This is a genomic window from Sphingobacterium sp. UBA2480 (assembly GCF_002341965.1).
In the GTDB taxonomy this organism is placed as follows: Bacteria; Bacteroidota; Bacteroidia; order Sphingobacteriales; family Sphingobacteriaceae; genus Sphingobacterium; species Sphingobacterium multivorum.
In genome coordinates this window covers 39,556-64,813 of sequence record NZ_DDPA01000003.1, presented here as the reverse complement: position 1 = coordinate 64,813, position 25,258 = coordinate 39,556, and the positions used below count along the sequence as shown (strand labels likewise).

Below are 25,258 nucleotides of genomic sequence, written 5' to 3'. Positions count from 1 at the left end.
GAGATTAATAATAATTTTCTGATTTTTGTAACCACAAAAAATTCCAAAGTGTCAAAAGCAACATTTATAAAAGTTGTGAAACGTATCGCTATCGTTTTTACAAGCATCGCCGTACTACTCGTTATCAGCATATTATCTATTCCTTATATATTCGAAAATGAAGTAAACAGCAAGGTCAAATCGCTCGTAAACGAGCACATTACAGGTGAATTAAATTATTCCAAAGTAAGATTAACCTTCTTTGATCAATTCCCTTTGCTTACTGCATCGATGGATGATGTCTTATTAAAAGGGGCCGAACCTTTCAAAAACGACACGCTGCTCGCTGCAAAAAAAGTCAGTTTTGGCGTGGACCTTATGAGTCTTCTCAAATCTAAAATTGTAATCGACAAGTTTATCGTGAACAGCGGGAAGATCAATATCCTGGTTGATTCTTTGGGAAATGCCAATTACAATATTTATAAATCTAGCTCCGCTGATGCTACAAAAACACAAGACAATTCCGAAAGCAGTGCTTTAGCCTTCCAACTGATTAAACTTGAAAAAACAAATCTCCATTATGAAGATCGCTCCATTCCGCTACAGATAGAGGCAAAAGATCTGGAATATGAGGGTAAGGGAGATCTGATGTCAAATATCTTTGACTTGAACACACGTGCAAAAATTGCATCCTTTTCATTTTCCTTTGACAATGAATTGTATGTGGACAAAAAGTCGATCGATGCCAATTTGCTAACACGGATCAATACCAATAATTTATCTTTCGTCTTCGAACGAAATGATATTAAAATAAATCAATTACCGGTTCGTTTCCGTGGGTTGTTGTCTTTTATCTCCCATGGTTATCATCTGGATTTCAAATTAAAATCACAGGAAAGCACCTTGGCCGAATTACTTTCATTAGTCCCAAATAGCTACGCTTCTTGGATCAAGGACCTCTCCGTGAAAGGTACATCGGAGGTTTTTGTCAATTTAGAAGGAGACTATATTGTCGACAACAACAAAATGCCTAATCTTTCCCTTGGACTCATGGTCAACAATGGCTTTCTCGCGTATAAACAATCCAACAATCCGCTGACAGACTGGAATGCAAAATTACGGATAGACCTGCCGGCACTGAATCCAGACTCACTACAAATTGATCTGAAACAATTTGACTTTAAAGTTGCTTCAGGCTATTTCAATGCACAGGGCAACATTGCGGGTTTACACCCTGTAACCGTGCATGCCAACATAAAAAGTGATCTTGATCTCGGTAAACTCAATGAATCCCTACAATTCCCAGACTTTTCATTTGGTGGAAAATGGAATCTTGACGCAAAAATCGACGGAACATACGCCAAAGCTATTCGTAAGGTAGGACTTCAAAAACGCGAACAGGAATACATTGCATCCATTCCTACTTTTGATATCAAAAATACACTCGTCGATGGTAAATTCAAATTGGCGAACCTCCCACAGGGGTTGGACAAAATTGCTTATCGTCTGGAAGCAAAGGATCCCGATGGCCAATTAAAAAGTGCATCAATAGCAATCCATGATATTTCTGTTCAGGCGCTTAACAACTATATAAAGGGTTTTATTTCAATAACAGATTTTAATAAAATTGCGGTCAACTCGGATTTAAAAGCTTCATTTAATTTAGCAGATATCAAAAATTTCTATCCCATTAAACAAGTTGAATTGGCAGGATTAGTGGATGTCAACCTCATGGCAAAAGGTTATGTGGATCTCAAACGAAACATTTTTCCCGAAACCAATACATCCATCGTGATGAAGAATGGCTTGATCAAGTCAAATGATTATCCTATCCCGATGGAAAATATTCAGGTCGAAGCCTTTGTCAATAGCAAAAAAGGCTCACTTCGAGATCTGAATGTCAAAATCCTACCGGTATCATTTACATTTGCGGGCGAACCATTTTTCTTGAATGCAGACCTCAAGAACTTCAATAATATTAAGTACAGCATACAATCCAAGGGTAAGCTCAATCTCGGCCCTATTTATAAACTCTTTGCATTAGATGGTACCAATGTCGATGGTTTTATCTATACGGATTTCAGTTTAAAAGGTTTACAGAGCGATGCCACCAATGGTCATTATAACCGACTCCAAAATAGTGGTCAGTTAAGTATTGGAAACATCCAGGTTCAGTCCGACATGCTTCCACAGCCTATTGCAATTAGAAGTGGGAACTTCAGTTTTTATCAGGAGAAAATGAATTTCGATAAATTCTTGGTAGCCTATGCGAAGAATGATATTTCCATCAAAGGATATCTCAACAACATTATTAATTATGCAACAAGTAGTCAAGCACCGTTAAAGGGGCAATTTACACTCAGCAGCAAGAAAATCAATGTGGATGATTTTATGGTTTTTGCTTCTCCGGCCACATCGACGACTGCAAGCTCTTCGGAAAGTGGTGTAGTTCTTCTGCCTAAAAATTTGGACATTCAGGTCTTGGGGCTTGTCAATGCCATAGCATATAATAAAATGAATATCAAAGACTTCAAAGGTGACCTACAGGTAAAAGACGGTAAGATGATTCTTCATAAGACAAACTTTGAACTAGCGGGACTGAAAGTAGATATGAAAGGAAGCTATCGTCCTATAAATCCACGTAGAGCAAGTTTTGATTATGCTGTAAAAGCTGACAGCTTTGATATTCAACGCGCTTACAAAGAGATACCGCTATTCAGAGAAATGGTTAGCTCTGCCAAAAATGCTTATGGCCTGGTTTCATTGGATTATAAATTGGGTGGTTTATTGAATGGCAATATGCAACCAGTAATGCCCTCCATCGTCGGCGATGGATCCCTAACACTGAATCAAATTAAATTCAGAGGCTTCAAGTTACTTAATGGAATTAGTCAATCTACTTCCAAGGAAAAATTGAAAGATGGCGAAGTGAAAAAAGTTGTTATTAAATCCCATATCAAAAATAATGTGATGACCATCGAACGCACTAAAATGAAAATGATGGGATTCAGGCCTCGTTTTGAAGGTCAAGTGACCTTAGACGGACGGATGAACCTAGGTTTTCGACTGGGCTTACCTCCTTTTGGAATCTTTGGGATACCTATGCGAATTACGGGCACTCCAGATAACTTTCACTTAAAAATGGGAAAATACAAAGAAGAAGATCTCGACATGGAAATGGATGACGAGGACAACAAAGTATATAAAGAATCTCAAAAGACGCAAGAATCACAGGCTAAATAAACTCGCAATAAGTTCTAGTAAAGTCTGTCAACACAATAGTGCTGCAGTAAAAACGTTGTTTAATATAACAGAAAGATTTGTTAACTTAAACAACGTTTTTAATTTTTGAAAACCATGAGATATATACTAATTATACCCATTGCAATGCTATCCATTTGCAGTTGGTCCAGTTTCAAGACCGTTAACGATCAGAAAAACCCCTTATATGGGAAAGTATTCCGTGAGATCAATGAAATTGCTGAATTAAAATCTTATACTTATACAACTGGTGCGCTTATTGAAACCGACAAGAATACCCAAGGAGACTTTCGCTTTGCTGCCGGCTATTTTACAAATGCCAAAAATGGTGTTTGTATTTTAGAGGAATTGTTACCCGATGATAGCAAAGGTAAAGTCAAATATAAGATTTTGGATACCATCAATATTCAAAAACTGAAGTCCAACGAGCAACTCAGCTTATGCAACTGCAAGCAAGTTGACAAACCAGACAGCGAAATTATAGCTATTAGCCGGGTCGATGAAAGCAAAGAATATTTCGACAAAATCATCAAGGCATGGCGAATGGATACCAAAAGCCAAAAAATTATTCCTTTAAAAGACACAAAGGGTATCAGCTGCCTCAATGAAGGCTATGGCATCTAGCGGCGACAGGATTTTTTAAATCAATCCGTCAGCCTTCAACTTGTCAAACACATGCAAAACGCCAATGACCTGGATAGGTTCTTTCTGGTACTCTTGGTGTGAAAAATAACGAACGGCGCCAATCTCATTACTGGGTTCGATCTGCTCTGTTAATGGGTACAGAAAACAATCCTGTTCCATGATAACCTCTGGCACAAGCCCGTACGCCGGAGCTGTTACATGGCAATAATACGAGATTTTATCCGGATCCAGATTGATATTCAACTCCTCCAAAATCTCGCGACGTAGGGACTGCAGGGCTTCCTCCCCTGCATCAATCTTCCCACCTGGCAGATACCATGCCTTTCTATTGTTGCTATACGCCAATAATAATTTATCTTCCTTAATACTCACTAAACCCGCTGTAGGCAAATATTTTTTTGTTGTCTTGAAATCCATTATACGCTATTACTGATTAAATACGCTAGATGTGAAATTACTTCTTTTACAACATTTATCAAAGCGCAACAGCTCATCTGGAGAATCCTTCGTTAAAACTTCGCAAAAAATCAATACAGCGGGTCCAATCAATATACCGAAACATCATCGGCTAGTTTCTCTTTATGCACAAGCTTCCGTAGACTCTTCAAAAATGTCTCCGCGTGATTTATGGTGAAACAGAGCGGCGGTAATAGGCGGAGGGTATAGCGTCCTGCATATCCTGTAAAAATCTTTTCAGAAAACAAAAGTTCTTCCCGTAGGTGTTGAATATCGTTTTCAAACTCTACGCCAATCATCAATCCTTGCCCCCTCACTTCACTTACGCCATGAATTTTTCTTAATTCTCTCAACAGAAATTCACCTACAGCTGCGGCATTATCAATCAATTGCTCTTTTTGGATGACATCAAGTACAGCCAGTGCCGCCGCGCAAACCACATGACTACCGCCAAAAGTAGTGCCCAATTGCCCCGTGACCGGCTTTATTTTAGGCGAAATAATTGTCGCCCCCATCGGGAGGCCATTTGCAATCCCTTTGGCCACCGTAATTAAATCGGCTTCTATCCCAGCATGCTGATGTGCAAAGAAACGTCCCGTGCGCCCATACCCGCATTGAATTTCATCCAAAATAAGCATAGTCCCAGTTTTCGTGCAGATTGCTCTTACTTCCTGTAAGAAACTAGGACTTGCCCGATGAATCCCCCCGACACCTTGAATAGGTTCAATGATGACAGCACAATATTCTTCGGTTTCCAATTGTTTTTTCAAACTGGAGATCTCGTTGAAGGGTGTAAAGACAAATTGTTCACTGTCATTTAATGGTGCACGAATCGACCGGATATCCGTTGCCGAAACCGCGGCTGAGGTTCTCCCATGAAACGCATTTGACATCGCCAATACTTTCCTCCTTCCCGTATGGAACGAAGCTAACTTCAGTGCATTTTCATTCGCTTCGGCCCCCGAATTACTGTAAAAAACAGCATATGTAGGATAACCACAGGCACTGCCCAAGCGCTCGGCCAAACGATCCTGAAGATCGTTTGTAACTGCATTTGAATAAAATCCGATCTTATTCATCTGTTGTATAGTTTCTTCAACAACATGCGGATGGCTATGCCCAACAGAAATAACGGCATGACCACCATATAGATCTAAATAGGCCTGCTGCTGTTTATCATAAACAAAGCAACCAAGGGCTCGTTCGATCGCAATATCAACTTTCTCAAAAACGGGAAATGGTTTCATGAATGACTTCGATTAGTAAAACTCAAAAATCAACTTAAATCTCCTTTCATTCCTAGTCCAAGATGGTTATTTATTCCTAGTCCAGCCGTCACGTACAATAAACAAAACAACTCATCTTAAATAGAATAGCGCAGCACTGATCATGCATCATCTATCCGATGTATTTTAATCCTGCAGAACAATTGTATATTTGAACAATTACCCGATACAATAGCCTCATGCTTAGACCTTGGAATTTAACGATAGATATTGACAGATCCTCTTCAAAAGCGATTTACATCCAAATAGCGGATAACATTGCTGCTGATATACAATCAGGTCGATTGGCGAAAGGAACGGCCTTACCCAGTAGCAGATCTCTTGCAGCCCAACTAAAATTAAACCGAAACACGGTAATTGATGCCATACAGTTGCTGTTGAGCGAAGGCTGGCTGGTTAGTCAGGCACGTAGAGGTATATTTGTAGCGGCTCAATTACCTTATGGCTCTAACCTATATGTTGCACAAAAGATCGAATTATCTGATCATCAAGCCCCCACACGTATTATATTCGATGATGGTAATCCAGACAGCAAGATTGCCCCGATAGAACAGCTCGGACGGGCCTATCGTCAAATTTTTAAACGCAGCGCACGTTGGAAAATGATGGGCTATGCCGATCCCCGAGGACATCTTGATTTTCGGGAAGAAATCGCCAATATGCTCAACATCGAGCGCAACATGCACATTGATAAAAATAACCTATGCATCAGTCGTGGAAGTCAAATGGCCATGTACCTGGTCGCCCAATGCCTATTACGGCACGATGATTATATCTTTGTGGAGTCCCCTGGATACCATTCAGCCTGGAAAATCTTTGAAAAAGCAGGTGCGCGATTGATTCCGATCCCTGTCGATACCGATGGTCTTATTGTTGATGAACTTCTCCCACATTTATTGAAAAAAAGCAATATTAGGGCACTGTATCTTACTCCACATCGACAATATCCAACCACTGTGACCTTAAGCAAAGAACGGAGATCACAATTAATAGCATTATCCAACCAACATAACTTCACGATCATTGAGGACGATTACGATTACGAATTTCATTTTGAACAAGCGCCCTATTACCCACTCGCTTCACAGCAGGAACTGATCAATACTGTTTACATTGGTACACTCAGCAAAGTTGTTGCACCAGCACTCCGTATCGGTTATCTGGCGACAAGAAACGAGCAGCTACTCCAGCAGGTTACCGAACTTCGCTACATCATCGATATACAAGGTGACAATATTATGGAGCAAGCTGTCCTGGAACTCATTCAGGATGGAACAATTCGTAGACATATCCGAAAAGCAACGCTGCTTTACAAAAAGAAACGTGATTTCATGATCGCCCAATTGGACAAATATCTGCAGGATCATGTGAGCTATACTTCTCCACAAGGAGGATTGGCGGTTTGGCTATCATTTAAACATCAGATCGACTGGGCATTTTTATCCCAAAAATTAAGGGAAAGATCAGTCCATATACCGCATCCCGAAAACTACAGCAGAGAAAATATTTTTGGTGGAATACGACTTGGTTATGGATCCTTATCTGAGGAATTGATCGAGGAAGGAATCATCATTTTAGCTGAACTTTTGGAACAGGCGAAACGCTCCTTCCGATGATTTGAAACACAAAAAGCAACTAGACTATTTTGCGAATTGGACGAACATAGTTAGATTAATATTTCGTAAAAACAGGCACATTCAATATTTAATTCCGCATCATAAAGACCGATTAAAAGATTAGTATAGACAATATGTAAAAAACAGTTAAAAGTGTTGGAAAAACGTAATTTTTTGCCATAAATCATTTTTTTCACTTATTAATCGCATAAATTAACCGTAGTTTTACGGCGCAAAAAACACACGAGTCATTCCTAATAGGATAGCTATAATAAGAGAGAGAATAGAGTACATTAATTTATGACTGAGAGAATACCCAGCAGGCCGTATGCAGCAATTACTGGTATTGGCGGATATATTCCACCGAATAAGAGATCAAATACAGATTTGGAGCAGTTTTGCGATACATCCGATGAATGGATTATCAAACGTACAGGTATTAAGGAGCGGAGAATTTTAGAAGAAAATCTTGCCACATCAGACATGGCTGTAAAAGCTATACAAGATTTGGCAACACAATATCATAAAAATCTGAACGATGTAGATGCGCTAATTGTAGCGACTTCTACACCCGATATGCCAATGCCGGCAACAGCAAATATCATTTTAGAAAAATTAGGTCTTACCAATGTTTGGGCTTTTGATGTCAATGCTGCTTGCTCTGGGTTTTTATATGCCTTAGACATGGCTTCAGCTCTCGTTGAGACAGGCCGTTATAAAAATGTACTCGTAGTCGGTGCTGACAACATCAGTACTTATGTCGATTTAAAAGATCGTTCGACCAATATTCTTTTTGGTGATGGCGCTGGTGTGATATGGCTTGAGCCATGTTTGGAAGGTGGAATTATGGATGCCTATCTATGTAGCAATGGCGCGGGAAAAGAATTCTTAAAAATCGAAGCCGGCGGTTCTTTGTATCCAATCGACAGTAATCTTCCTGTCAACGACAACAGATTCCTGAAACAAGATGGCAAAACTGTATTTAGACATGCTGTTCAGTCTATGAGCGACGCCTGTAATACGGTTTTACAACGCAACAACCTACAGATTGAAGATATCAACTGGTTAATTCCACATCAGGCTAATCAGCGCATCATTGATGCCGTTGGGCGTAGTCTGAATATACCAGAAGACAGAGCATTAAGTAATATCGAATACCTAGGAAATACCATTGCTGCCACGATCCCGTTGTGTATCTGGCAGAATATTAAAAAATTAAATACCGGTGATTTAGTCATGTTAACCGCCTTTGGTGCAGGTTTCTCTTGGGGAGCCAGCATATTTAAATGGATGATTTAAGCGATCAAAAACTTTAGTCGTCATAAAATTCACACTAGTATAAAACGCCAGGAATAAACCTTTTCTGGCGTTTTTCTTTCTTTCCATCTACCAAAACCAGATTCGCCATCCCCCAATAAGAATTGATCTATCTTCCTTTTATAGGCAGAGTAGCGGAGAAAGGAATACGCTAGCGGGGAAAGCACTAAGCTAGCGATAACCCGAAGGGCAAAACATGAAAATACATTGTAGACAAGGCTTACATAACAAGTTATTTTTATATTCAATAATAGGGAGTTTATAGGGACCTTATTCGGACCTTATAGGGACCTCATTCGGATGAACGCGGCTAAAGTCCGATTTATCTCCCAATAATCTACCAATAAAATCAGGATTATTTTATAAACAGTACGCCACTTATCCACTCTTTTTATAGCACAAGAAAAAGGAGGCTTTGCGATGCAAAGCCTCCTTTAAAAATCCAATATTAAATCTATTCTTTTAATAATTTAATGACAAGCCCACACCAAAGCCCATATCGCTATCATAATGTGTTCTAAAAGCCATATTTTTGGTGATGACATAATTTAGTCCAGCCATATATTCAAGGTCTGAGTTGACCATAAAATCGCCACGGATCCTTCTAGCGATCGGGATATCCTCACGCATAAGCTGCAATCGCACAATTCCGTCGTGATACACCTCTGCCTGAAAATTGACCAACATAGGTAAAGTATACATAAAACCCAGACTTAAAGCTTTGCGACTATCTTTTTTATTGGCCTGTCCAAAAATATTTTTCTCATGTTCATCCTCCCCCATTCGACGATAACGATAATCAAAACCTACAAATGGCATAAACCATTGCATCTTCCCAAAGTATCTACCCAAGTGGGTTTCCACTTCATAACCGTGCATATCATTATACCCCAAACGCCATTCTGAACCAAGCTGCCAGCGTGCATTCTGAAACATTGCCTGACCGTCATTTCCATTGGTAGCGAAATCATTTTGCGCCATGAAATGAGTCATATTACTTTCCATCTGCAACTCCTTATAGGCTTTAGCTTTATCTGGAAGATAGGGATTTTTATAATCGTCCACAGCAAAAACGCGGTTCATCCCCGCCATCATATGATACAGGATATGGCAATGAAAAAACCAGTCTCCTTCTTCATTCGCTAAGAATTCGATCGTATCCGTCTCCATGGGCATGATATCCACCACATTTTTCAACGGCGCTTTTGATCCTTTTCCATTTAACAATCTAAAGTCAAAGCCATGCAGATGTATTGGATGACGCATCATTGAGTTATTATAGATGGTAATGCGCAATACCTCGCCCTTTTTTACAGGTATCTTATCCGTTTCAGAAAGAATTTTATTGTCCATGCTCCATACATAACGGCTCATATTTCCCGTCAGGGTAAATTTGAGATCTCGTATCGGCGCTTCTTTAGGTAGTTCAGTCGCCTGGGGAGACTCCAGCATCGCATAGTTGAGCGTGACAATATCGCCCAATGCATTGGCATTATAACGATTGGGATCTTCGTCCATGTTCATTTGTCCATGATTCATACCGCTATGTTTACTGTGATCTTCTTTTTTCTTTCCATCACCTGTAATTTCGGGATACATTACCACATTCATATCCATCTGGTTCAGGCTCATCTTCATGCCCATATCATTGAGATCACCATTCATCTTCATCATATCGTTCATCATCTTCATGCCCTCAAAATATTTAAGGCGGGGAAGCGGGGAAATCAATTGTTTAATACCATTTCCGACAAAATAACTGGCAGATTGTGTTCGATCTTCTGTTGTTGCCATGAATTCGTAAGCTGTACCTTCATTTGGTATGGTTACAACGACATCATAAGTCTCCGATACCGCAATCATTAATCGATCGACCTCCACCGGAACCACATCATTCCCATCATTGGCAACAACGGTAATTTTGCCACCTGCATAGCGCAGCCAAAAATAAGACGAAGCACCGCCATTGGAAATTCGTAAACGCACTTTATCTCCTGCTTTCAAAGCTTTACCATTCACCGACTTTAAATCCGTGGAATGAGCCCCGTTCATCAACACCTTATCATAATAGACATCACTGACATCCATCGCCAGCTGACGTTTCCATTCATTCGTGACTTTCGTCTTAAACTTCCCTTCTTTAATTGCTTCGACGTACGATTGTGTAGACCCTTTTTTTATCGCGGCCCAATCGTTGGCCGTGTGTAGCATTCGCTGAATGTTATCGGGGTTATAATTTGTCCATTCACTTAATATGACCGGAATCGTGGGTAAATCATCAATTCCTTTTCGGAAAGTCTTATCATCTGCACGCTTGTTGAGAATAAGGCTACCATACATACCGATCTGTTCCTGGAGGCCCGAATGCGAGTGATACCAATGTGTACCGTGTTGAATTATCGGAAAACGATAGGTATAAGTCGAATTCGGCTTTATAGGTTCCTGCGTCAGGTGTGGCACACCGTCTTCTTTATTCGGCAGAAAAATACCGTGCCAGTGCAGCGAAGTACTTTCCTTTAACTCATTGTGAACAACGATTTCCGCCGTATCTCCTTCAGTAAAAGTCAGGGTCGGCATTGGAATCTGTCCGTTTACAGCGATTGCCCGTTTTGATTTGCCGGCATAATTGACAATGGTATCCCGTACATAAAGGTCATGACGAACCACCTTCTGGGCCAGCACTGTCAGTTGTGTCATCAATAGTAAGACAACCGTTAATATATTACTCTTTTTATACATGTTCATTCATTTAATTCATTAGTATTCCATTTCCCATCGGTCCTACGCCATATTGGTAGACCAGTCTAGCACCGTGATGCCCTGTGATAAATAGTGTCACCGATAAACTGATCAACAAAATCAATATCAAATAGTTTATCCAAGCACCTGTATCTTTTCGCAATCCAACAAAATGCAGGACTGTAGTGCTACTTGCAATCCAAAAGCTGATCCAGGCAAAACGTTGATGGATCTCAAAAAGCGCGAAGGCCTTTTCATCTGCATCGCCTGAAATATGGGTTGCGGTCTGAATTGCAGCAAGAGCTCCAAGTGTTCCCAGTAATAACAATCCGAAAGTCAGCACAGTGAAAGTACGTCGATGTTTTTTTAACAATAAGGCACCTATATGACTAATCAAGGCCATCAGCAAGAGCACAATCGGAAAATGTACCAATAGCGGGTGTAAGCTGGGCAGTCCGTCGAATAAGCTTTTCATTGTATTAATGTATTGTTTCTACGATAGATCCACAGGTGGTCATTGATTGACCTAAATAAGGATTTTCAATTTTCTTTTGTGTACTCAACCAATTGGCTCCTTTTCCATCACGATACATCGGACAATGCTGATAATAGACTGGAGCTTCAGGTTTGACAGATTTCATCAACACATACATATTTTTGGAAAGGGTCACAAAGTGCTCTCGCTGATGTTCATTTTCCGTAATTCCAGCAATATGCTCTGTATCGAAAGCCAATTTCCGTTGGTATTCCTTCCAAAGTTTTCCTTGAACAGCATCTAATTGCTCGTTATTAAGTTTTGCAATGGCAGCCTGTATTCCTTTCGCTGCTGTCTGTGCAGCCGCGCCATTATCCTTAACCAATGCATCTTTCAGCGCGAAATAGGCGCTGTATAAGCCTGCAAAAGGATTGCTAGCTGCTGTTACATCAACTTTCCCCGCCGATGGTTCTATTTTTGCAGCTGTATTATTTACTCTGGCAGCCTCTTTAGTCAAAGCGCTATCGCCTTTGCTTTTGTCGACATTCGTCGTTGCGGTATCCGCAGCAACAGGGACCGTATGATCTGCATGTGTATTTTTCGATGTTGAATTGTTGCATGCAACGAATATCAATGCGATCGCCACAATTAGCATAAACTTTTTCATAATTACGTGAATTTATAGGTTTAGATTTTTAATATAATTTCGATAGTTTGTTTCGTTTTCAAAATAGGAAACTTCCCCTTGATCGCCGGTAATTGCAATGGAAGCCGTCGCCTTATCCACTTCTTTTTTTGAAAAAGGATCGATGGCTACACGTACCGCAGCTTCTTGCGGTATGCGCTTTTTACACATTTCACAGCAACCATAATAATCCTTACCCTCGTATCTGACCAGCAATTGTTTTTTCCCCATAAAAGCATCATTCACCATGCAAACTTGTGCTGTAGGGACGAGATCACCCACTTTATATTGAACTGACTGTACAGGCAAACTGATCGCCGGATCAGTCGAAGCTATTTGATCTTCAGCTTTGGTATTTGTTTGTGAACCGCTACAGGCCGTTAAAGACAATACAACAACCGATAGGATCGCTAGGAAATAATTCATAACACAGGCGATTAGTTTAACGTTTCTACTGTACTTCCACAACTAATCATTTGCGCTCCAAAGAATGGGTTTTTCACGGCATTCTCCTTACTTAGCCAATGCGCTCCCTTGCCTTCACTAAACATAGGGCAATGCTGATAATAAATAGGTCCGTCCACTTTACTCACCTTCAGCAGCTCATACAACGCATTTGAAAGAGATGCAAAAGCCACACGTTGCTTAGCAACATCTTTATTTTTAGTTATACCAGTCGCATCGCTTGCCAGCTTATTCATCACCTTCATCCATACCGTATGTTCATCGTGGCTAAGTTTATTCATATCGACAGCTTTGACTGCTGCTTGAAATGCCTCGGCATGAGCTGCTGCCGCCACCGCATCTGTCTTCACCAATGCATCCTTTAGCGCAAAGTAAGAACTTGCCAAGAGTGCAAATGCGGTCTTTTCATCCGCTGCTTTTGAGTTCACCGAAGGCTGAATTGTTGTTTGTACGCCCTGACGATGGTTCGTATGATCGACCTGCTGTTCAGTATCATTTTTTAATGCTGGTTTTAGGACTCGTTCATATTGTTCAGCTTTTGCCAATTGAACATAAGCATCATCTGGAGCCAGAAATTTTTCATTGTCGAACCCTGCCAATGCAATGCGCTTAAGAACCTCATCCGCGCTTGTTTTTGACGAGTCGTAGGTAACAACCGCCAGTTTGGTTGCCTGATTCCAGTCAACTTTCGCAAATTGTCCGTCCCGACCTTCTTTTTCAATGATCGTTTTAACAGCCGGTGTATTTCCAAAAATCTTTACAGTCGCGGTCTTTGCATTTTTAATTTGTGCATGTGTATGTTGGGTGGATAGTAATACAGGGATTACCAAACCAAGTAATGACATTAATCTCATGATTATCATATGTAGTATATAAAAGAATACCGACGAAAAACCCTTCTACAGCGATTTACTGTATTTGCGTATTGAATCCGATAGATCCAATGGGATTTTCATAAGCTAAAATAAAACGGGGCTTTGGATAGAGAAACCGATCCAAAAAGACATAGCATGGGCTATCAGTCTAACACTAGGCGATCTGAGGAGGTTGCCAAATGGAAAAATAGGCATCAGCGTAATAAGGCTGTTTATAGCGCGCATAAGCGCTTGATGCATCAGCATATAAGGGTAAAATAAGCTGAGCTTCGATCACTGAAACAATAGGATTACATTGCAGAGAGGTACGGCATGATTTTTCGCCACAATGTTTACCACAGTCATCCGCATGATGATCTGATTTTGGTGATTCAGCTCTTTCATCTTTACAACAATCTGCTGTTTCGACGTCCTTTACCTGTTGTCTTTCATCAAGGCAACATGATTTTTCTTCCTGTTTTGGCTTTTCGGACGGTTCGTGGCAGGCAAATAACCTATACGGTGCTAAGAAAAGCCCCAGCATACAGATTATAAATACGATATTACGTTTTGCCCACATAACGGATTAATTTGAAAAGTAGAGATGTGTTACTTTGGAGATAAATTTCGGTAGAATTTTCGAATGTACAATTGTAATATTTTTTATTTTATTTATAATATTTTGATTTGCTGTATTTCCGATTCTCGGCCTGGCCGCATAAAAACTACTTTTCGAGTCCTTTGATCCAGTTCAGTATCAACAGGCAACCAGGCGCATACACTCCCCCATGATCAAACCCCTGTAGCTGATACAACGAGGTTCTGGTATGCCCTACCTGTTTTAAGACCGCTGCCAAATGGGCGTTTTCTTCAAACCGTGCCGCCATTTCCAATTGTTGATCCCCAGTGATCAGGAGAATTGGCGGTGCATCTTTCCGTGCGAACGAAAGCGGTGCAAAATGATCAATCTGGGGGATCACCATGGATTGCCCACGTTCCTTTTTAATCGTATAATGCGTATTTGTTTGCCCACTAATCGGTGCCAGCCCTTTTATATTATTTGCATCAACACCAAATTTTTGCAGGTAATGCTTATCCAAACCAACCATTAAAGCCAAATATCCGCCTGCTGAATGTCCCGACACATAAATTTTTGAGGGATCTCCGCCATAGTTTGCAATATGTGAAAATGTCCATGCAACAGCCTCAGCAGCATCTTCGATATAGCTCGGCGCTTTCGCTCTGGGGCTTAGCCGATAATTGACTGCTATAACCGCTACACCTTTTTCTTTAAGTTCAAGTGGAATAAATTTATTTCCCTCCTCTAGTCCGCCGCCATGAAACCATACGATGGTAGCAAAATTTTTACGATCAGTCGGTATATAAATATCCAATTTACAACGTTCTTTCTTATAAGAATCTGGTTCATCTGGTCTACAATAGGCAACGTCGGTTGTCGTTTTATAGTGCTGCGCAAACATCAAACTCGGTGAAAGCAGAAAAAAGAAGATAACAAGCAATTTGGAAGACATATAAATCGGATTTAAGTATTAAATAGCTTAAAGTTAACAAAACTCCATCAAAACCATTTGGTTGCGTTAAAATAAGTTTCAACTTCACACTTTTTATTATATATTGATAATTATCTGGCAATAGATATAACAAAACACAAATTTTCCTGTTATTAACTTAGAAAACATCATAACATTATATGGAACGGATAAAGATTGAAACCCATATCAACGTACGCGTAGAAACGATCTGGAATGCCTATAACTCGGCCGAGGATATCATGCAATGGAATCATGCTTCAGATGACTGGCACTGTACAAGTTCGATCAATGACTTACGTATTGGCGGAAAGTTCAAAAACCGAATGGAGGCAAAAGATGGATCTATGGGCTTTGATTTTGAAGGCAGCTATACCGCGCTTGAACCCTTTAAAAAAATAGCCTATGTTATGCCTGATGGTCGTCATGTTGAAATCAACTTCAATGCAAAAAAGTCTGCTACGGATATCACGATAATTTTTGATGCAGAAACGGAAAATCCTATTGATATGCAACGTAATGGATGGCAGGCCATACTCGAAAATTTCAGATCTTACGTTGAAAATACCTATGCAACGACACAGCTCGGACAATCGCATTAACGACGGACGAGCTTAGCTTGTCTTTCCTTGCGATCATCTTTTAAATAAAGGATATGCTTAGGATTCTTAAAAGTATAGTTATATTTAGCCACTAATTCGTCTCCCCCTTCTTCATAGAAAGCGGAGAACGATACCAACAAAACGCGATAAAAAGATTACATATGACAATAATTAACAATTATGAAGAGTACAAAGCCTTTGAAGGAAAATCATTAGGCGAATCCCAATGGCATGTTATTGATCAAAAACAAATTAATCAATTTGCGGATGCAACCCTTGACCACCAATGGATTCATTTAGATAGTGAAAAGGCCAAAACTGATAGTCCTTTCAAATCGACTATTGCTCATGGCTATCTGACCTTGTCCCTCATTCCTTATTTATGGAAACAAATTGCTGAAGTAAGAAATGTCAAAATGGAAATCAATTATGGGATTGAAAACCTACGTTTTGCACAACCCGTTTTGGTTGACAATGCTGTACAGCTCCATACACAAGTAAAATCGGTTGTCAATTTGAGAGGGGTTGTCAAAGTTACCATCGAAGCTACATTGAAAATCAAAGATAGTGCAAAACCGGCGTACGTGGGTGATGTGATCTTCTTATATCATTTCAATTAATTCCAACCTTAGACTATAGGCCATTAGCGAATTCTTATACATGCGCAATAGCTTTCAAATAAAACTTGTTACAAATCATAAGGAATATCCTTATGATTTGTTGCTTTTAGCAGACGAAACCATTCATGCAATTGACAAATACCTCTATGAATCGCTAGTTTATGTTGTCTATGAAACGGTAAAACCGATCGCTGTTTTCTGTTTATATCCCGTCAATACGGATACATTAGAGATTAAAAACATTGCCGTATCACCAGCGTATCAAGGCATGGGGCTCGGAAGTCAACTACTTGATTTTATCAAGGAAAACTACCGGCAATACCCGAACCTGATTGTAGGTACTGCAGATTGTGGCCTGGCCCAAATTCGCTTTTATGAACGAAATGGCTTTGTTAAATACGCCATCCGTAAAGATTTTTTCATTGAAAATTATGAGCTGCCTATTTATGAAAATGGCCAGTTGTTGAAAGATATGATTATGCTGCGGTATACGTTAAATCCCTAGAGACAAAAATAGATATAGATGAGTACTGGTATTGATAATCCCAACCACAGCACTACCCCCTGTAGTATTGCTTTAAAACCTACTGCCAACAAGACCTCCCTCGACAAACTTGCTCCAATTAAAAACAACGTTAAGGTAAGCCCCATCTTTGAAATAGAAACGACATAGCCTCCTATATACTGAAAAAAAGGGATATAACTTGTTAAGATAACCGCCAATACAAAGAGACCAATAAAATACGGTATTTTAATTCTTGTCCCTTTGGTTTTGAATGCTACAGCACTTAAACAGGCAATTGGAATGATCCATAACGCTCTGGTCAATTTTACGGTTGTCGCAACCTGTAGTGCTTCATTACCGTACTTACTTGCCGCACCAACGACAGAACTGGTATCCTGTATGGCAACTGCACACCATAAACCAAATTGCGTCTGGCTGAGATCAAGCAAATGACCGACGACAGGAAATACAAATAAAGCAATGGCATTTAGTACAAATATGGCCCCTAACGCCACACTTACTTGCTTTTCATTGGCTTTTATCGTCGGTGAAACCGCAGCAATGGCACTTCCTCCACAAATGGCAGTGCCGACAGAAATCAAATAAGCGGTCACCTTTTCCAACTTGAGTAACCTACCCAATAGATAGCCCAATGATAATGTTCCGAGAATAGAAATAACGGTTAACACAAACCCCTGCTTACCCGTTTGGATAGCTGTATCGATATTCATTCCAAATCCAAGTCCAACCACAGATATCTGTAACAAAATCTGTGTTGCCCTGTGATTGACTGCCAGAAAGGGGTGACCAATCCATTGCGCCACAATAATACCCAAAAGTAAGGCAAGAGGGGCCGATACAAATGGGGTAAGACATAATACAAATAGGAGTATAAAAATGATTTCCCGAACGGAGACCTTATGATTGAGCAGCTGCTTATAACGAATTGCCGTATTTATTTTTTTGTCCATGACAATGATGCTTTGATTTGGCACAAAATTGAATAACTCTCAATTATTTTAAAAGACACAATTACAAATGAGTCATAACAATTGGTTATAACAGACAACTGCATTTTAACCAAAATAATTAAAGGATACGCTATTAAAATGAAAGAATCCTTCCCATTAGAACATTAAAATATTACGATTAATGATTATATTTCAACGAGGTTATTCATAGGAATTAAACTTGACTTAATAATTATATACTGATGACACTGACAGCCATTCATTCCAAACTGCCCATGCGCAACAAAACCATCACAAAAGATTTTTATCTACATAAACTTGGATTTTCATTATGTGGAGCAGTCGATTACGAAGGTTACCTGATGCTAAAAAAAGACCATATTGAAATTCATTTTTTTGAATTCCAAGAACTTCCACCAGAAGAAAATTATGGTATGGTTTATATACGCACAGACGACATTGATTGTCTGTATCAGTCTTTTCAAGAAAATCACGTTGAGATTCACCCCAATGGCAAACTTGAGATTAAGCCCTGGGGTCAGCGGGAGTTTTCGATTTTAGATCCCGACAGCAATCTACTCACCTTTGGCGCCGATGCTTAAATAGCGAAAAGCCCACTAAAGATTGCTAAAAATCAGCAAAGATCCATAGTGGGCTTGGTATTGTTCGTATGGGTTCTTAGCCAAAAAGGTCTGAACTCAAATAGCGGTCACCTCGGTCACAGGCAATAAATACAATAAGGCCTTCGTCGATTTCATTTGCAATTTTAAGTGCTCCTGCAAAAGCTCCGCCGGTGCTCATTCCTGCAAAAACCCCTTCACGCTTAACAAGTTCCCGGGCAAGCGCTGTTGCCTCCTGTTGGGATATATCGATAACGCGATCTACCCTGCTTGGATCAAAAATCTTAGGCAGATAGGCTTCGGGCCAACGCCGTATGCCTGGTATGGAAGATTCAGGAGTGGGCTGACAGCCTACGATCTGAATGGCTGCATTTTTTTCCTTCAAATAGATGGAATTTCCCATAATTGTCCCCGTAGTCCCCATGGCGCTTACAAAATGTGTAATCTTCCCCGCAGTATCACGCCAGATTTCAGGTCCCGTTGTTTTGATATGTGCTTCGTAGTTATCTGGATTTGCAAATTGATTCAATATAAAATAGCCTTCTTTTTCGGCCTTTTCTTCTGCATAATCGCGACATATTTCCATGGATTCCAATAAAGTAACTTTCGCCCCGTAAGCCTCCATCGTAAGCGTTCGCTCCCGCGTTGAAGAAGCTGGCATCACAAGCTCGAGGTTAAGTCCATATATACCGGCGATCATAGCAAGTGCGATCCCCGTATTACCGCTCGTTGCCTCGATCAATTTACTATCTTTTGTAATATCGCGCCGCTCCATCGCCGAACGGATCATATTGAGTGCTGCACGATCTTTCACCGAGCCCGCAGGATTATTACCCTCCATTTTTGCAAAGATCCGCACCTTGGGATTTGTATGAAATTGTGTAATCTCGACTAAGGGTGTATTTCCTATGGTATCTATGATATTTCCCATGGTATCTATATTATTGGTTTTGAATCTATAAATTTTGATGTAGCCTGATGGTATACGGTGGTGTAAGGCTCGACAGAACTTGTCAACCAGACATTCCCGCCAATGACCGAATGATGGCCGATGTGTGTTTCGCCGCCCAGGATTGTGGCTCCAGAGTAGATAATAACATGATCGCCAATTGTCGGGTGGCGTTTTACATTGGAAAACACCTTATCCACACTCAGGGCCCCCAGGGTTACACCCTGATAAAGTTTCACATAATTACCGATGGTGCAGGTTTCACCGATAACCAATCCGGTGCCATGGTCAATATGCAGATGATGGCCTATTGTTGCTCCAGGATGGATATCAATTCCCGTTTTGGAATGCGCATGTTCTGTCAATATGCGCGGTATCAAAGGAACACCCAGGCGATGTAGTTCGTTCGCCATCCGGAAAATACAGATCGCAAAGAAACCGGGATAAGTACGTACAACCTCTCTTTTATTCTGTGCTGCAGGATCGCCATCCATCAATGCATCTGCATCCCAGCACATCAATTCATAAAGTTGTGGAATCCGTTCAAAAAACTGGTGCGCTACTTCCGAGTGATTGCAGCTTTGACAAGCTTTGGATTTGCTCAGGAGCTGCTCAAGCTCCAATTCAAATTGTTCAAAAGCGAGCTTCACATCATCGACCGATTTCATCTCGCTAGAATTTCGTTCGGGGAAGAGCACATCCACAATTCGGATAGCCCAGCCGCAGATCTTCTTGTTAGAAGGCATTTCTAGAACAGCCAATTGCTGTTCATAGATATGTTGATAAAAATCATGCATCTTCACTAGTTTATTAAAACAAATATACTATACAATATTGATAGATTAAGCCTTATTATCAAAACTTAGCCCCATTGCCGATCATTGAGCTCATTTGATGAGCAGAGCATATCTTTTAGCTTAGCGAACCAAGCGTTCAAACAGCTCGTTCAATGTTGCTTCGGGATCCTCACATAATCCGGGGTGTGATGCCGAGCATTGAATCAGGGTACTCCGCTTCGCTGTGAGCCAACGAAACCGTTCAGTGATATCTAACTCGGCAAGTTTACCGGCATCTTTTTCGCCGTGGCAGATTCGCTGGAAGGAAGACAGATGATTTTCGATCAACTCCAACTCGATATTCGGGCAAAGAGCACGCACTTTTTGTTCATTGACCAGATAAACCATCTTCGCAAAACGATACTTACGACAATAAAGAGCTACGCCTACATTGATAAATTCCTCTCGCTCCACTCGTGGTATCAAACGTACCACAGCATACTCATATACGGTCTTTTCTGGCATCTTCTATTTGTTTTACAAAAATGGATGAATTGGCTACACGCTGTTTCAGGAAAGAAACATACACTTCGCGCGCATCGGCTGCGGAGAGCTCACGTTCGGCATCTTCCAGCCATTCATCGGGTACCACCGCCAATATTCCACGAAATACCGCTTCCGTAAAAACGGAACGATATTCCTGATCTATTTTCTCCACCATACTCGCATTTTTGAGCAGTACGTGATCTTTAATCTGAACAAATGGTTTTAGGGATTGTTCTTCCCAGTTATCCCAACTGTGATGAAAATATAAGGAAGCGCCGTGATCTATCAACCAAAGTTCTTTATGCCATATCAGCATATTTGTATTCCGAACCGTACGGTCTACATTCATCAAGAGAGAATCCAACCAGACAATTTTCGAAGCTTCCTCCGCGCCGATGGCATCAACATTCGCATCAAATGTGATGGCTCCACTCAGAAAATGAAGTCCCAGGTTTTTGCCTACACTAAATTTGAGCAGATCCTGAATTTCTTCATCGGGTTCTGTACGGCCAAAGGATTCGTCCAGCTCCGCAAATACAATTTCGGGAACCCTCAATTTTAGCAATCTTGCTAGCTCTCCACCGATCAGTTCTGCGATCAATGCTTTTCGTCCCTGACCTGCCCCTCTAAATTTTATAACATAACTAAAGCCGTCATCGGCATCGACTAATGCGGGCAAAGACCCTCCTTCCCGAAATGGCTGAACATATCGGATGATCTCTACATCTCTAATAACAGGTTGTTTAAAATCCATGAATTATATTTTTACGATCTTCAAAGTTGGCAATACCATGCAAACTGATCAAACTTATCTAAAGTTACCTATATTTAAACGTTTGCAGCTATAGGAAACGAGAAATTCACGTCATGTACTTGCACAATGCCGCTACTCTTTGTCCCTGCGAACTATTAAGTGTGGTAATATCCAAAATTATTGCTTATATTTTAGCAATAAAGCACAAATTGTACATTCATTTGACCGTTGGAAGTATTATTTTCTAATTATATTTGTAGTGTAATCACAACTTGTCTCATCAAGTTTCTTCAATCAACAATATGGATACCATTCAGGAATATAACAATGTTATCAAACATTGTCAGGATTTATTTATTAAAAAAACAAAAGATTATGGAACGGCCTGGCGGATTATGCGCCTATCTTCCATTACAGACCAGATTTACATTAAAGCACAACGTATACGCACGCTAGAAATCAAAAAGGTTTCCAAAGTTGGCGAAGGCATTGTCGACGAATATATCGGTATTATCAATTACTGTGTCATGGCCATGATTCAGATTGATTTGGGTGAAGATGGTGAAGAAAATCTGGATCCAACTTTTGTGAATCAGAAATATACCGAAAAGGTTACCGAGACCAGAGATCTCATGCTTGCCAAAAACCACGATTATGGTGAAGCATGGCGCGATATGCGTGTTTCTTCCATGACAGATCTGATCTTGATGAAAATTCACCGCGTTAAACAAATTGAAGATAATGATGGGCAAACCCTTGTTTCTGAAGGCATCCATGCCAACTATCAAGATATGCTCAACTACGCAGTTTTTGCATTAATTAAATTAGGAATTGCACAACAATAATCGGATTATGACAGCCACACAGCAGCGTACCAAAACAAATTATCTTTTAGGATTTTGCCGGATTTTTACGGGACTTTTGTTCATATTCTCCGGTTTTATTAAAGCAAATGACCCGACAGGGTTTGGCTATAAGCTTCAGGAATACTTTGAGGTCTTTCATCTCACAGCTTTTAATGAATACGCCACTGCCATGGCCGTGGTGATATGTGGTTTTGAAATTTTGTTAGGCGCACTTTTATTACTTGGGGTTTATGCAAATACCGTTGCCTGGGGCCTGCTGCTGCTGATCCTGTTTTTCACCTTTCTAACCTTCTATTCGGCATTTTTTGAGGTCGTGACCTCATGTGGTTGTTTTGGCGATGCCATCCCACTCACACCTTGGCAATCATTTTCTAAAGATCTGGTGCTCTTGGCCTTGATCCTTATTATATTTTTTAACCGAAAACAATTACGATCAATTATCAAAGGATCAGGCAATCAATTCGTTGCTACTTTGATTACAGCGATCATCTCCTTAGGTATTGGTGTTTACACCGTAAACTACCTTCCCTTTATTGATTTCTTACCCTACAAAGTTGGCAACAACTTACCTTCATTAATGGTATTACCTGAAGGCAAACAAGGCGATGTCTTTGAGCAAATCTATACCATGAAAAACAAAAAGACGGGCGAAACCAAAAAGGTCAATGACAAAGTCTATATGGCTGACAAGCTATGGGAAGATGAATCATGGGAAATTATAGGTGAGCCTGAGAGTAGATTAGTAAAAAAAGGATATGACATCCCTATTCCTGATCTCTTAATTACAGACGCTGATGGTGCAGATCATACACAGGAAATCATTGCCAACCCGTATTATAACCTTGTGATCGTTGCAAAAGATCTTTCTTCGACCAATATTGATGCTATCCAAAAGATCAATCAGACAGCCATTCAGTTAACAAAAGATTATAATGGACTGCGCGTTGTTCTATTGACTGCTTCTGCATCCAAAGACGCGCAATATCTGAGTGATAAAATGCAATTAATTGCGGAGATATTCTATGCCGATCTCATTCCTCTGAAAAGCATGGTGAGAGCAAATCCTGGTGTACTGCTCCTAAAAGGAGGCAACGTCGTCGGAAAATGGCACTATAATAATTTTCCGGATGCCAAAACCATTGAAGATAAATTTCTAAGTAAAGACAAATAGTACCTATGCCTAAACCTATATTTTTGATTGGTTATATGGGAAGTGGAAAAACTACCCTGGGTAAGAAACTTGCCACCAAACTCGAGCTCCCTTTCATCGACACTGATGAGGAAATCGTCAAACAAATTGGCATGAGCATTACCGAATATTTTAGTCAGCATGGTGAAGACGCCTTCCGGACATTAGAACGCGAGCAATTGCGTAAATTTGCGGAGAATGCTGCCGTAATATCTACGGGTGGTGGCGCCCCCTGTTTCTTTGATAACATGGAATGGATCAAGGCGAATGGTTATGCCGTCTACTTACAGATGTCGCCCAAAGCACTTTTTGACCGTCTTTCTCAATCTAAATTACACAAACGGCCCATTCTGATCGGAAAATCACCGGAGGAACTACGGCTATTTATTGAAGAAAAGTTGATCGAAAGAGAACCTTATTATACACAGGCACATTTGACGATTGACCAATTAAACACGAGTGTCGAGACACTGGCCGATTTGATTAATCAGTACAATAGATAGACAATGAATATACGTACCCCCCACTACTTCCTTTTATTGATCTGCTTTATCGTAAGCAGTTGCTTTCGTAATGGAGCCAATACGGATGGCTTGCCGGTGGGTAAACGTATACAGCTCCAAAATGTGGAGGAATTATATCAGTTTTTGACCTATGATGATAATCGTTATCCATTGGTCAGTTTGCATCGTGGGGGCCCCGCATCCGGATACCCGGAGAATGCAATCGAAACTTTTTCCTATAATGCGAGCTTGCAGCCAGTCCTTGTTGAATGTGATGTTCGTATCAGTAAAGACTCAGCATTAATATTAATGCATGATAATACGCTAAACCGAACAACCACAGGTAGAGGGACTGTGAACGCCAGCACATTGGCTGAGCTCAAAAGTCTTCGTCTATTGGACAATAACAAAAAGATAACGCCCTATAGGATCCCTACGCTGGAAGAAGCACTTGCTTGGGGAAAAGGAAAGGTAATCTTCACCTTAGACATTAAAAATGATGTCCCTTATGAAGCCGTTATCAACGCTATTCGCAAACAAAGGGCAGAATCCAGCGTAGTCATCATCACGTATAGTGCCAACCAAGCAGCCAAAGTGCACAGTCTGGCGAGCGACATCATGATTTCGGCTTCGGTCAATAACATTGAGGACCTTGCTCGTCTAAATGAAAAAGATATACCCGACAATCGCTTGTTAGCTTTCGTCGGAACACGTGAAGCAGATCCAGTATTAACCAAAATACTACATGACCATGGCATCATGTGCATATTGGGTACACTGGGGAACTTGGACAAACAGGCCGACAAAAAAGGCTTTCAAGTTTATGCTGGGTTTATTGATCGCGGCGCAGACATATTAAGTACAGATCGACCTACGGAAGCAGGGCGAGCGCTGAATTTCTACATTAAGAAAAGAGGAATTACTTCGAAATTTATTCAGTAAGACTGATAACATCATTTCTCCACCTCAAATCACTACAGAAATCATTTCGCCATCAAATATCGCACTTGACACTACATCGCATCATGA

Annotated in this window: 26 protein-coding genes; 12 read left to right on the top strand and 14 right to left on the bottom strand. The window is 40.5% G+C overall.

What is annotated here, in order from left to right:
• The first annotated feature begins 48 nt into the window (after nucleotides 1–48).
• Together B3600_RS06220 and B3600_RS06215 are read left to right on the top strand one after the other, a co-directional pair.
• Nucleotides 49–3,222, top strand: coding sequence for an AsmA-like C-terminal region-containing protein (locus B3600_RS06220; protein WP_286752410.1), 3,174 nt, complete (start codon nucleotides 49–51; stop codon nucleotides 3,220–3,222).
• 114 nt (nucleotides 3,223–3,336) lie between these two features.
• Nucleotides 3,337–3,864: a hypothetical protein gene (locus B3600_RS06215; RefSeq protein WP_286752409.1), complete on the top strand. Its 528-nt coding sequence runs from the start codon at nucleotides 3,337–3,339 to the stop codon at nucleotides 3,862–3,864.
• A gap of 15 nt (nucleotides 3,865–3,879) precedes the next feature.
• Here B3600_RS06215 and B3600_RS06210 read toward each other — a convergent pair whose 3' ends face one another.
• Both B3600_RS06210 and B3600_RS06205 read right to left on the bottom strand, forming a co-directional pair.
• Nucleotides 3,880–4,302 (bottom strand): NUDIX hydrolase, encoded by a 423-nt coding sequence (locus B3600_RS06210; protein WP_070564777.1) that lies wholly within the window; start codon nucleotides 4,300–4,302, stop codon nucleotides 3,880–3,882.
• A 128-nt stretch (nucleotides 4,303–4,430) separates the two neighbouring features.
• Nucleotides 4,431–5,588 (bottom strand): aspartate aminotransferase family protein, encoded by a 1,158-nt coding sequence (locus B3600_RS06205; protein WP_286752408.1) that lies wholly within the window; start codon nucleotides 5,586–5,588, stop codon nucleotides 4,431–4,433.
• A gap of 218 nt (nucleotides 5,589–5,806) precedes the next feature.
• Between B3600_RS06205 and B3600_RS06200 the strand changes: the two genes are divergently transcribed.
• Together B3600_RS06200 and B3600_RS06195 are read left to right on the top strand one after the other, a co-directional pair.
• A complete protein-coding gene (locus B3600_RS06200) occupies nucleotides 5,807–7,243 on the top strand; it encodes a PLP-dependent aminotransferase family protein (protein WP_286752407.1) in 1,437 nt (478 codons plus the stop codon).
• A gap of 300 nt (nucleotides 7,244–7,543) precedes the next feature.
• Nucleotides 7,544–8,542, top strand: coding sequence for a beta-ketoacyl-ACP synthase III (locus tag B3600_RS06195; RefSeq protein ID WP_286752406.1), 999 nt, complete (start codon nucleotides 7,544–7,546; stop codon nucleotides 8,540–8,542).
• Between the two features lie 480 nt (nucleotides 8,543–9,022).
• Here B3600_RS06195 and B3600_RS06190 read toward each other — a convergent pair whose 3' ends face one another.
• The 7 genes from B3600_RS06190 to B3600_RS06160 all read right to left on the bottom strand — a co-directional run bounded on the left by B3600_RS06190 (nucleotide 9,023) and on the right by B3600_RS06160 (nucleotide 15,310).
• On the bottom strand, nucleotides 9,023–11,257 hold the full coding sequence (locus B3600_RS06190; protein ID WP_313418319.1) for a multicopper oxidase family protein: 2,235 nt from the start codon (nucleotides 11,255–11,257) through the stop codon (nucleotides 9,023–9,025).
• Nucleotides 11,258–11,309: 52 nt separating this feature from the next.
• Nucleotides 11,310–11,774, bottom strand: coding sequence for a DUF2231 domain-containing protein (locus B3600_RS06185; RefSeq protein WP_286752405.1), 465 nt, complete (start codon nucleotides 11,772–11,774; stop codon nucleotides 11,310–11,312).
• Between the two features lie 4 nt (nucleotides 11,775–11,778).
• On the bottom strand, nucleotides 11,779–12,441 hold the full coding sequence (locus B3600_RS06180) for a DUF3347 domain-containing protein (protein ID WP_286752404.1): 663 nt from the start codon (nucleotides 12,439–12,441) through the stop codon (nucleotides 11,779–11,781).
• A gap of 12 nt (nucleotides 12,442–12,453) precedes the next feature.
• Nucleotides 12,454–12,885 carry a hypothetical protein gene (locus tag B3600_RS06175; RefSeq protein ID WP_286752403.1) on the bottom strand — a complete coding sequence of 144 codons (432 nt, stop codon included), beginning with the start codon at nucleotides 12,883–12,885 and terminating at the stop codon, nucleotides 12,454–12,456.
• Between the two features lie 11 nt (nucleotides 12,886–12,896).
• On the bottom strand, nucleotides 12,897–13,778 hold the full coding sequence (locus tag B3600_RS06170) for a DUF3347 domain-containing protein (RefSeq protein ID WP_046673914.1): 882 nt from the start codon (nucleotides 13,776–13,778) through the stop codon (nucleotides 12,897–12,899).
• A 175-nt stretch (nucleotides 13,779–13,953) separates the two neighbouring features.
• Entirely contained in the window at nucleotides 13,954–14,358 is a 405-nt protein-coding gene (locus tag B3600_RS06165) for a hypothetical protein (RefSeq protein ID WP_286752402.1), read from the bottom strand.
• Between the two features lie 145 nt (nucleotides 14,359–14,503).
• A complete protein-coding gene (locus B3600_RS06160; RefSeq protein WP_046673912.1) occupies nucleotides 14,504–15,310 on the bottom strand; it encodes an alpha/beta hydrolase in 807 nt (268 codons plus the stop codon).
• Between the two features lie 179 nt (nucleotides 15,311–15,489).
• On the opposite strand from B3600_RS06160, the gene B3600_RS06155 reads away from it, so the two are divergent.
• From B3600_RS06155 to B3600_RS06145, 3 genes are all read left to right on the top strand, one after another.
• A complete protein-coding gene (locus B3600_RS06155; protein WP_046673911.1) occupies nucleotides 15,490–15,930 on the top strand; it encodes an SRPBCC domain-containing protein in 441 nt (146 codons plus the stop codon).
• A 161-nt stretch (nucleotides 15,931–16,091) separates the two neighbouring features.
• On the top strand, nucleotides 16,092–16,550 hold the full coding sequence (locus tag B3600_RS06150; RefSeq protein WP_046673910.1) for a MaoC family dehydratase: 459 nt from the start codon (nucleotides 16,092–16,094) through the stop codon (nucleotides 16,548–16,550).
• Nucleotides 16,551–16,590: 40 nt separating this feature from the next.
• The gene (locus tag B3600_RS06145) at nucleotides 16,591–17,055 is read left to right on the top strand and encodes a GNAT family N-acetyltransferase (RefSeq protein WP_046673909.1); all 465 of its coding nucleotides are present in this window, start codon (nucleotides 16,591–16,593) and stop codon (nucleotides 17,053–17,055) included.
• On the opposite strand, the gene B3600_RS06140 is transcribed toward B3600_RS06145, so the two are convergent.
• Entirely contained in the window at nucleotides 17,052–18,026 is a 975-nt protein-coding gene (locus tag B3600_RS06140) for a YeiH family protein (protein WP_286752401.1), read from the bottom strand. The two genes, B3600_RS06145 and B3600_RS06140, sit on opposite strands and share 4 nt — an antisense overlap.
• A gap of 242 nt (nucleotides 18,027–18,268) precedes the next feature.
• On the opposite strand from B3600_RS06140, the gene B3600_RS06135 reads away from it, so the two are divergent.
• The gene (locus B3600_RS06135) at nucleotides 18,269–18,628 is read left to right on the top strand and encodes a bleomycin resistance protein (RefSeq protein WP_286752400.1); all 360 of its coding nucleotides are present in this window, start codon (nucleotides 18,269–18,271) and stop codon (nucleotides 18,626–18,628) included.
• A 76-nt stretch (nucleotides 18,629–18,704) separates the two neighbouring features.
• Here the strand turns inward: B3600_RS06135 and cysM are convergent, their stop codons facing one another.
• From cysM to B3600_RS06115, 4 genes are all read right to left on the bottom strand, one after another.
• Nucleotides 18,705–19,577 (bottom strand): cysteine synthase CysM, encoded by an 873-nt coding sequence (cysM, locus tag B3600_RS06130; RefSeq protein ID WP_286752399.1) that lies wholly within the window; start codon nucleotides 19,575–19,577, stop codon nucleotides 18,705–18,707.
• Between the two features lie 5 nt (nucleotides 19,578–19,582).
• Nucleotides 19,583–20,392, bottom strand: coding sequence for a serine O-acetyltransferase (locus tag B3600_RS06125; RefSeq protein ID WP_046673905.1), 810 nt, complete (start codon nucleotides 20,390–20,392; stop codon nucleotides 19,583–19,585).
• A 120-nt stretch (nucleotides 20,393–20,512) separates the two neighbouring features.
• The gene (locus tag B3600_RS06120) at nucleotides 20,513–20,896 is read right to left on the bottom strand and encodes a DUF3037 domain-containing protein (protein WP_046673904.1); all 384 of its coding nucleotides are present in this window, start codon (nucleotides 20,894–20,896) and stop codon (nucleotides 20,513–20,515) included.
• Entirely contained in the window at nucleotides 20,874–21,671 is a 798-nt protein-coding gene (locus tag B3600_RS06115; RefSeq protein ID WP_046673903.1) for a HipA family kinase, read from the bottom strand. The genes B3600_RS06120 and B3600_RS06115 overlap by 23 nt, the downstream gene beginning before the upstream one ends.
• Nucleotides 21,672–21,973: 302 nt before the next feature.
• Here B3600_RS06115 and B3600_RS06110 point away from each other — a divergent pair, with 302 nt between their 5' ends.
• From B3600_RS06110 to B3600_RS06095, 4 genes are read left to right on the top strand one after another with little or no spacing between them, the layout of a single operon-like run.
• Nucleotides 21,974–22,516, top strand: a complete 543-nt coding sequence (locus B3600_RS06110) for a DUF1599 domain-containing protein (protein ID WP_046673902.1) — start codon at nucleotides 21,974–21,976, stop codon at nucleotides 22,514–22,516.
• Nucleotides 22,517–22,523: 7 nt separating this feature from the next.
• Nucleotides 22,524–23,708 (top strand): BT_3928 family protein, encoded by a 1,185-nt coding sequence (locus B3600_RS06105; protein WP_046673901.1) that lies wholly within the window; start codon nucleotides 22,524–22,526, stop codon nucleotides 23,706–23,708.
• A gap of 5 nt (nucleotides 23,709–23,713) precedes the next feature.
• On the top strand, nucleotides 23,714–24,229 hold the full coding sequence (locus B3600_RS06100; protein WP_046673900.1) for a shikimate kinase: 516 nt from the start codon (nucleotides 23,714–23,716) through the stop codon (nucleotides 24,227–24,229).
• 3 nt (nucleotides 24,230–24,232) lie between these two features.
• A complete protein-coding gene (locus B3600_RS06095) occupies nucleotides 24,233–25,171 on the top strand; it encodes a glycerophosphodiester phosphodiesterase family protein (protein WP_286752398.1) in 939 nt (312 codons plus the stop codon).
• Nucleotides 25,172–25,258 lie beyond the last annotated feature (87 nt).

Coding starts and splice junctions, on each gene's coding strand:
- B3600_RS06100 (WP_046673900.1), top strand. CDS start 23,714: ATGCCTAAACCTATATTTTTGATTGGTTATATGGGAAGTGGAAAAACT.
- B3600_RS06125 (WP_046673905.1), bottom strand. CDS start 20,392: ATGCATGATTTTTATCAACATATCTATGAACAGCAATTGGCTGTTCTA.
- B3600_RS06185 (WP_286752405.1), bottom strand. CDS start 11,774: ATGAAAAGCTTATTCGACGGACTGCCCAGCTTACACCCGCTATTGGTA.
- B3600_RS06115 (WP_046673903.1), bottom strand. CDS start 21,671: ATGGATTTTAAACAACCTGTTATTAGAGATGTAGAGATCATCCGATAT.
- B3600_RS06170 (WP_046673914.1), bottom strand. CDS start 13,778: ATGAGATTAATGTCATTACTTGGTTTGGTAATCCCTGTATTACTATCC.
- B3600_RS06160 (WP_046673912.1), bottom strand. CDS start 15,310: ATGTCTTCCAAATTGCTTGTTATCTTCTTTTTTCTGCTTTCACCGAGT.
- B3600_RS06140 (WP_286752401.1), bottom strand. CDS start 18,026: ATGGACAAAAAAATAAATACGGCAATTCGTTATAAGCAGCTGCTCAAT.
- B3600_RS06095 (WP_286752398.1), top strand. CDS start 24,233: ATGAATATACGTACCCCCCACTACTTCCTTTTATTGATCTGCTTTATC.
- B3600_RS06120 (WP_046673904.1), bottom strand. CDS start 20,896: ATGCCAGAAAAGACCGTATATGAGTATGCTGTGGTACGTTTGATACCA.
- B3600_RS06200 (WP_286752407.1), top strand. CDS start 5,807: ATGCTTAGACCTTGGAATTTAACGATAGATATTGACAGATCCTCTTCA.
- B3600_RS06135 (WP_286752400.1), top strand. CDS start 18,269: ATGACACTGACAGCCATTCATTCCAAACTGCCCATGCGCAACAAAACC.
- B3600_RS06210 (WP_070564777.1), bottom strand. CDS start 4,302: ATGGATTTCAAGACAACAAAAAAATATTTGCCTACAGCGGGTTTAGTG.
- B3600_RS06205 (WP_286752408.1), bottom strand. CDS start 5,588: ATGAAACCATTTCCCGTTTTTGAGAAAGTTGATATTGCGATCGAACGA.
- B3600_RS06215 (WP_286752409.1), top strand. CDS start 3,337: ATGAGATATATACTAATTATACCCATTGCAATGCTATCCATTTGCAGT.
- B3600_RS06190 (WP_313418319.1), bottom strand. CDS start 11,257: ATGACACAACTGACAGTGCTGGCCCAGAAGGTGGTTCGTCATGACCTT.
- B3600_RS06175 (WP_286752403.1), bottom strand. CDS start 12,885: ATGAATTATTTCCTAGCGATCCTATCGGTTGTTGTATTGTCTTTAACG.
- B3600_RS06150 (WP_046673910.1), top strand. CDS start 16,092: ATGACAATAATTAACAATTATGAAGAGTACAAAGCCTTTGAAGGAAAA.
- B3600_RS06165 (WP_286752402.1), bottom strand. CDS start 14,358: ATGTGGGCAAAACGTAATATCGTATTTATAATCTGTATGCTGGGGCTT.
- B3600_RS06145 (WP_046673909.1), top strand. CDS start 16,591: ATGCGCAATAGCTTTCAAATAAAACTTGTTACAAATCATAAGGAATAT.
- B3600_RS06105 (WP_046673901.1), top strand. CDS start 22,524: ATGACAGCCACACAGCAGCGTACCAAAACAAATTATCTTTTAGGATTT.
- B3600_RS06110 (WP_046673902.1), top strand. CDS start 21,974: ATGGATACCATTCAGGAATATAACAATGTTATCAAACATTGTCAGGAT.
- cysM (WP_286752399.1), bottom strand. CDS start 19,577: ATGGGAAATATCATAGATACCATAGGAAATACACCCTTAGTCGAGATT.
- B3600_RS06195 (WP_286752406.1), top strand. CDS start 7,544: ATGACTGAGAGAATACCCAGCAGGCCGTATGCAGCAATTACTGGTATT.
- B3600_RS06155 (WP_046673911.1), top strand. CDS start 15,490: ATGGAACGGATAAAGATTGAAACCCATATCAACGTACGCGTAGAAACG.
- B3600_RS06180 (WP_286752404.1), bottom strand. CDS start 12,441: ATGAAAAAGTTTATGCTAATTGTGGCGATCGCATTGATATTCGTTGCA.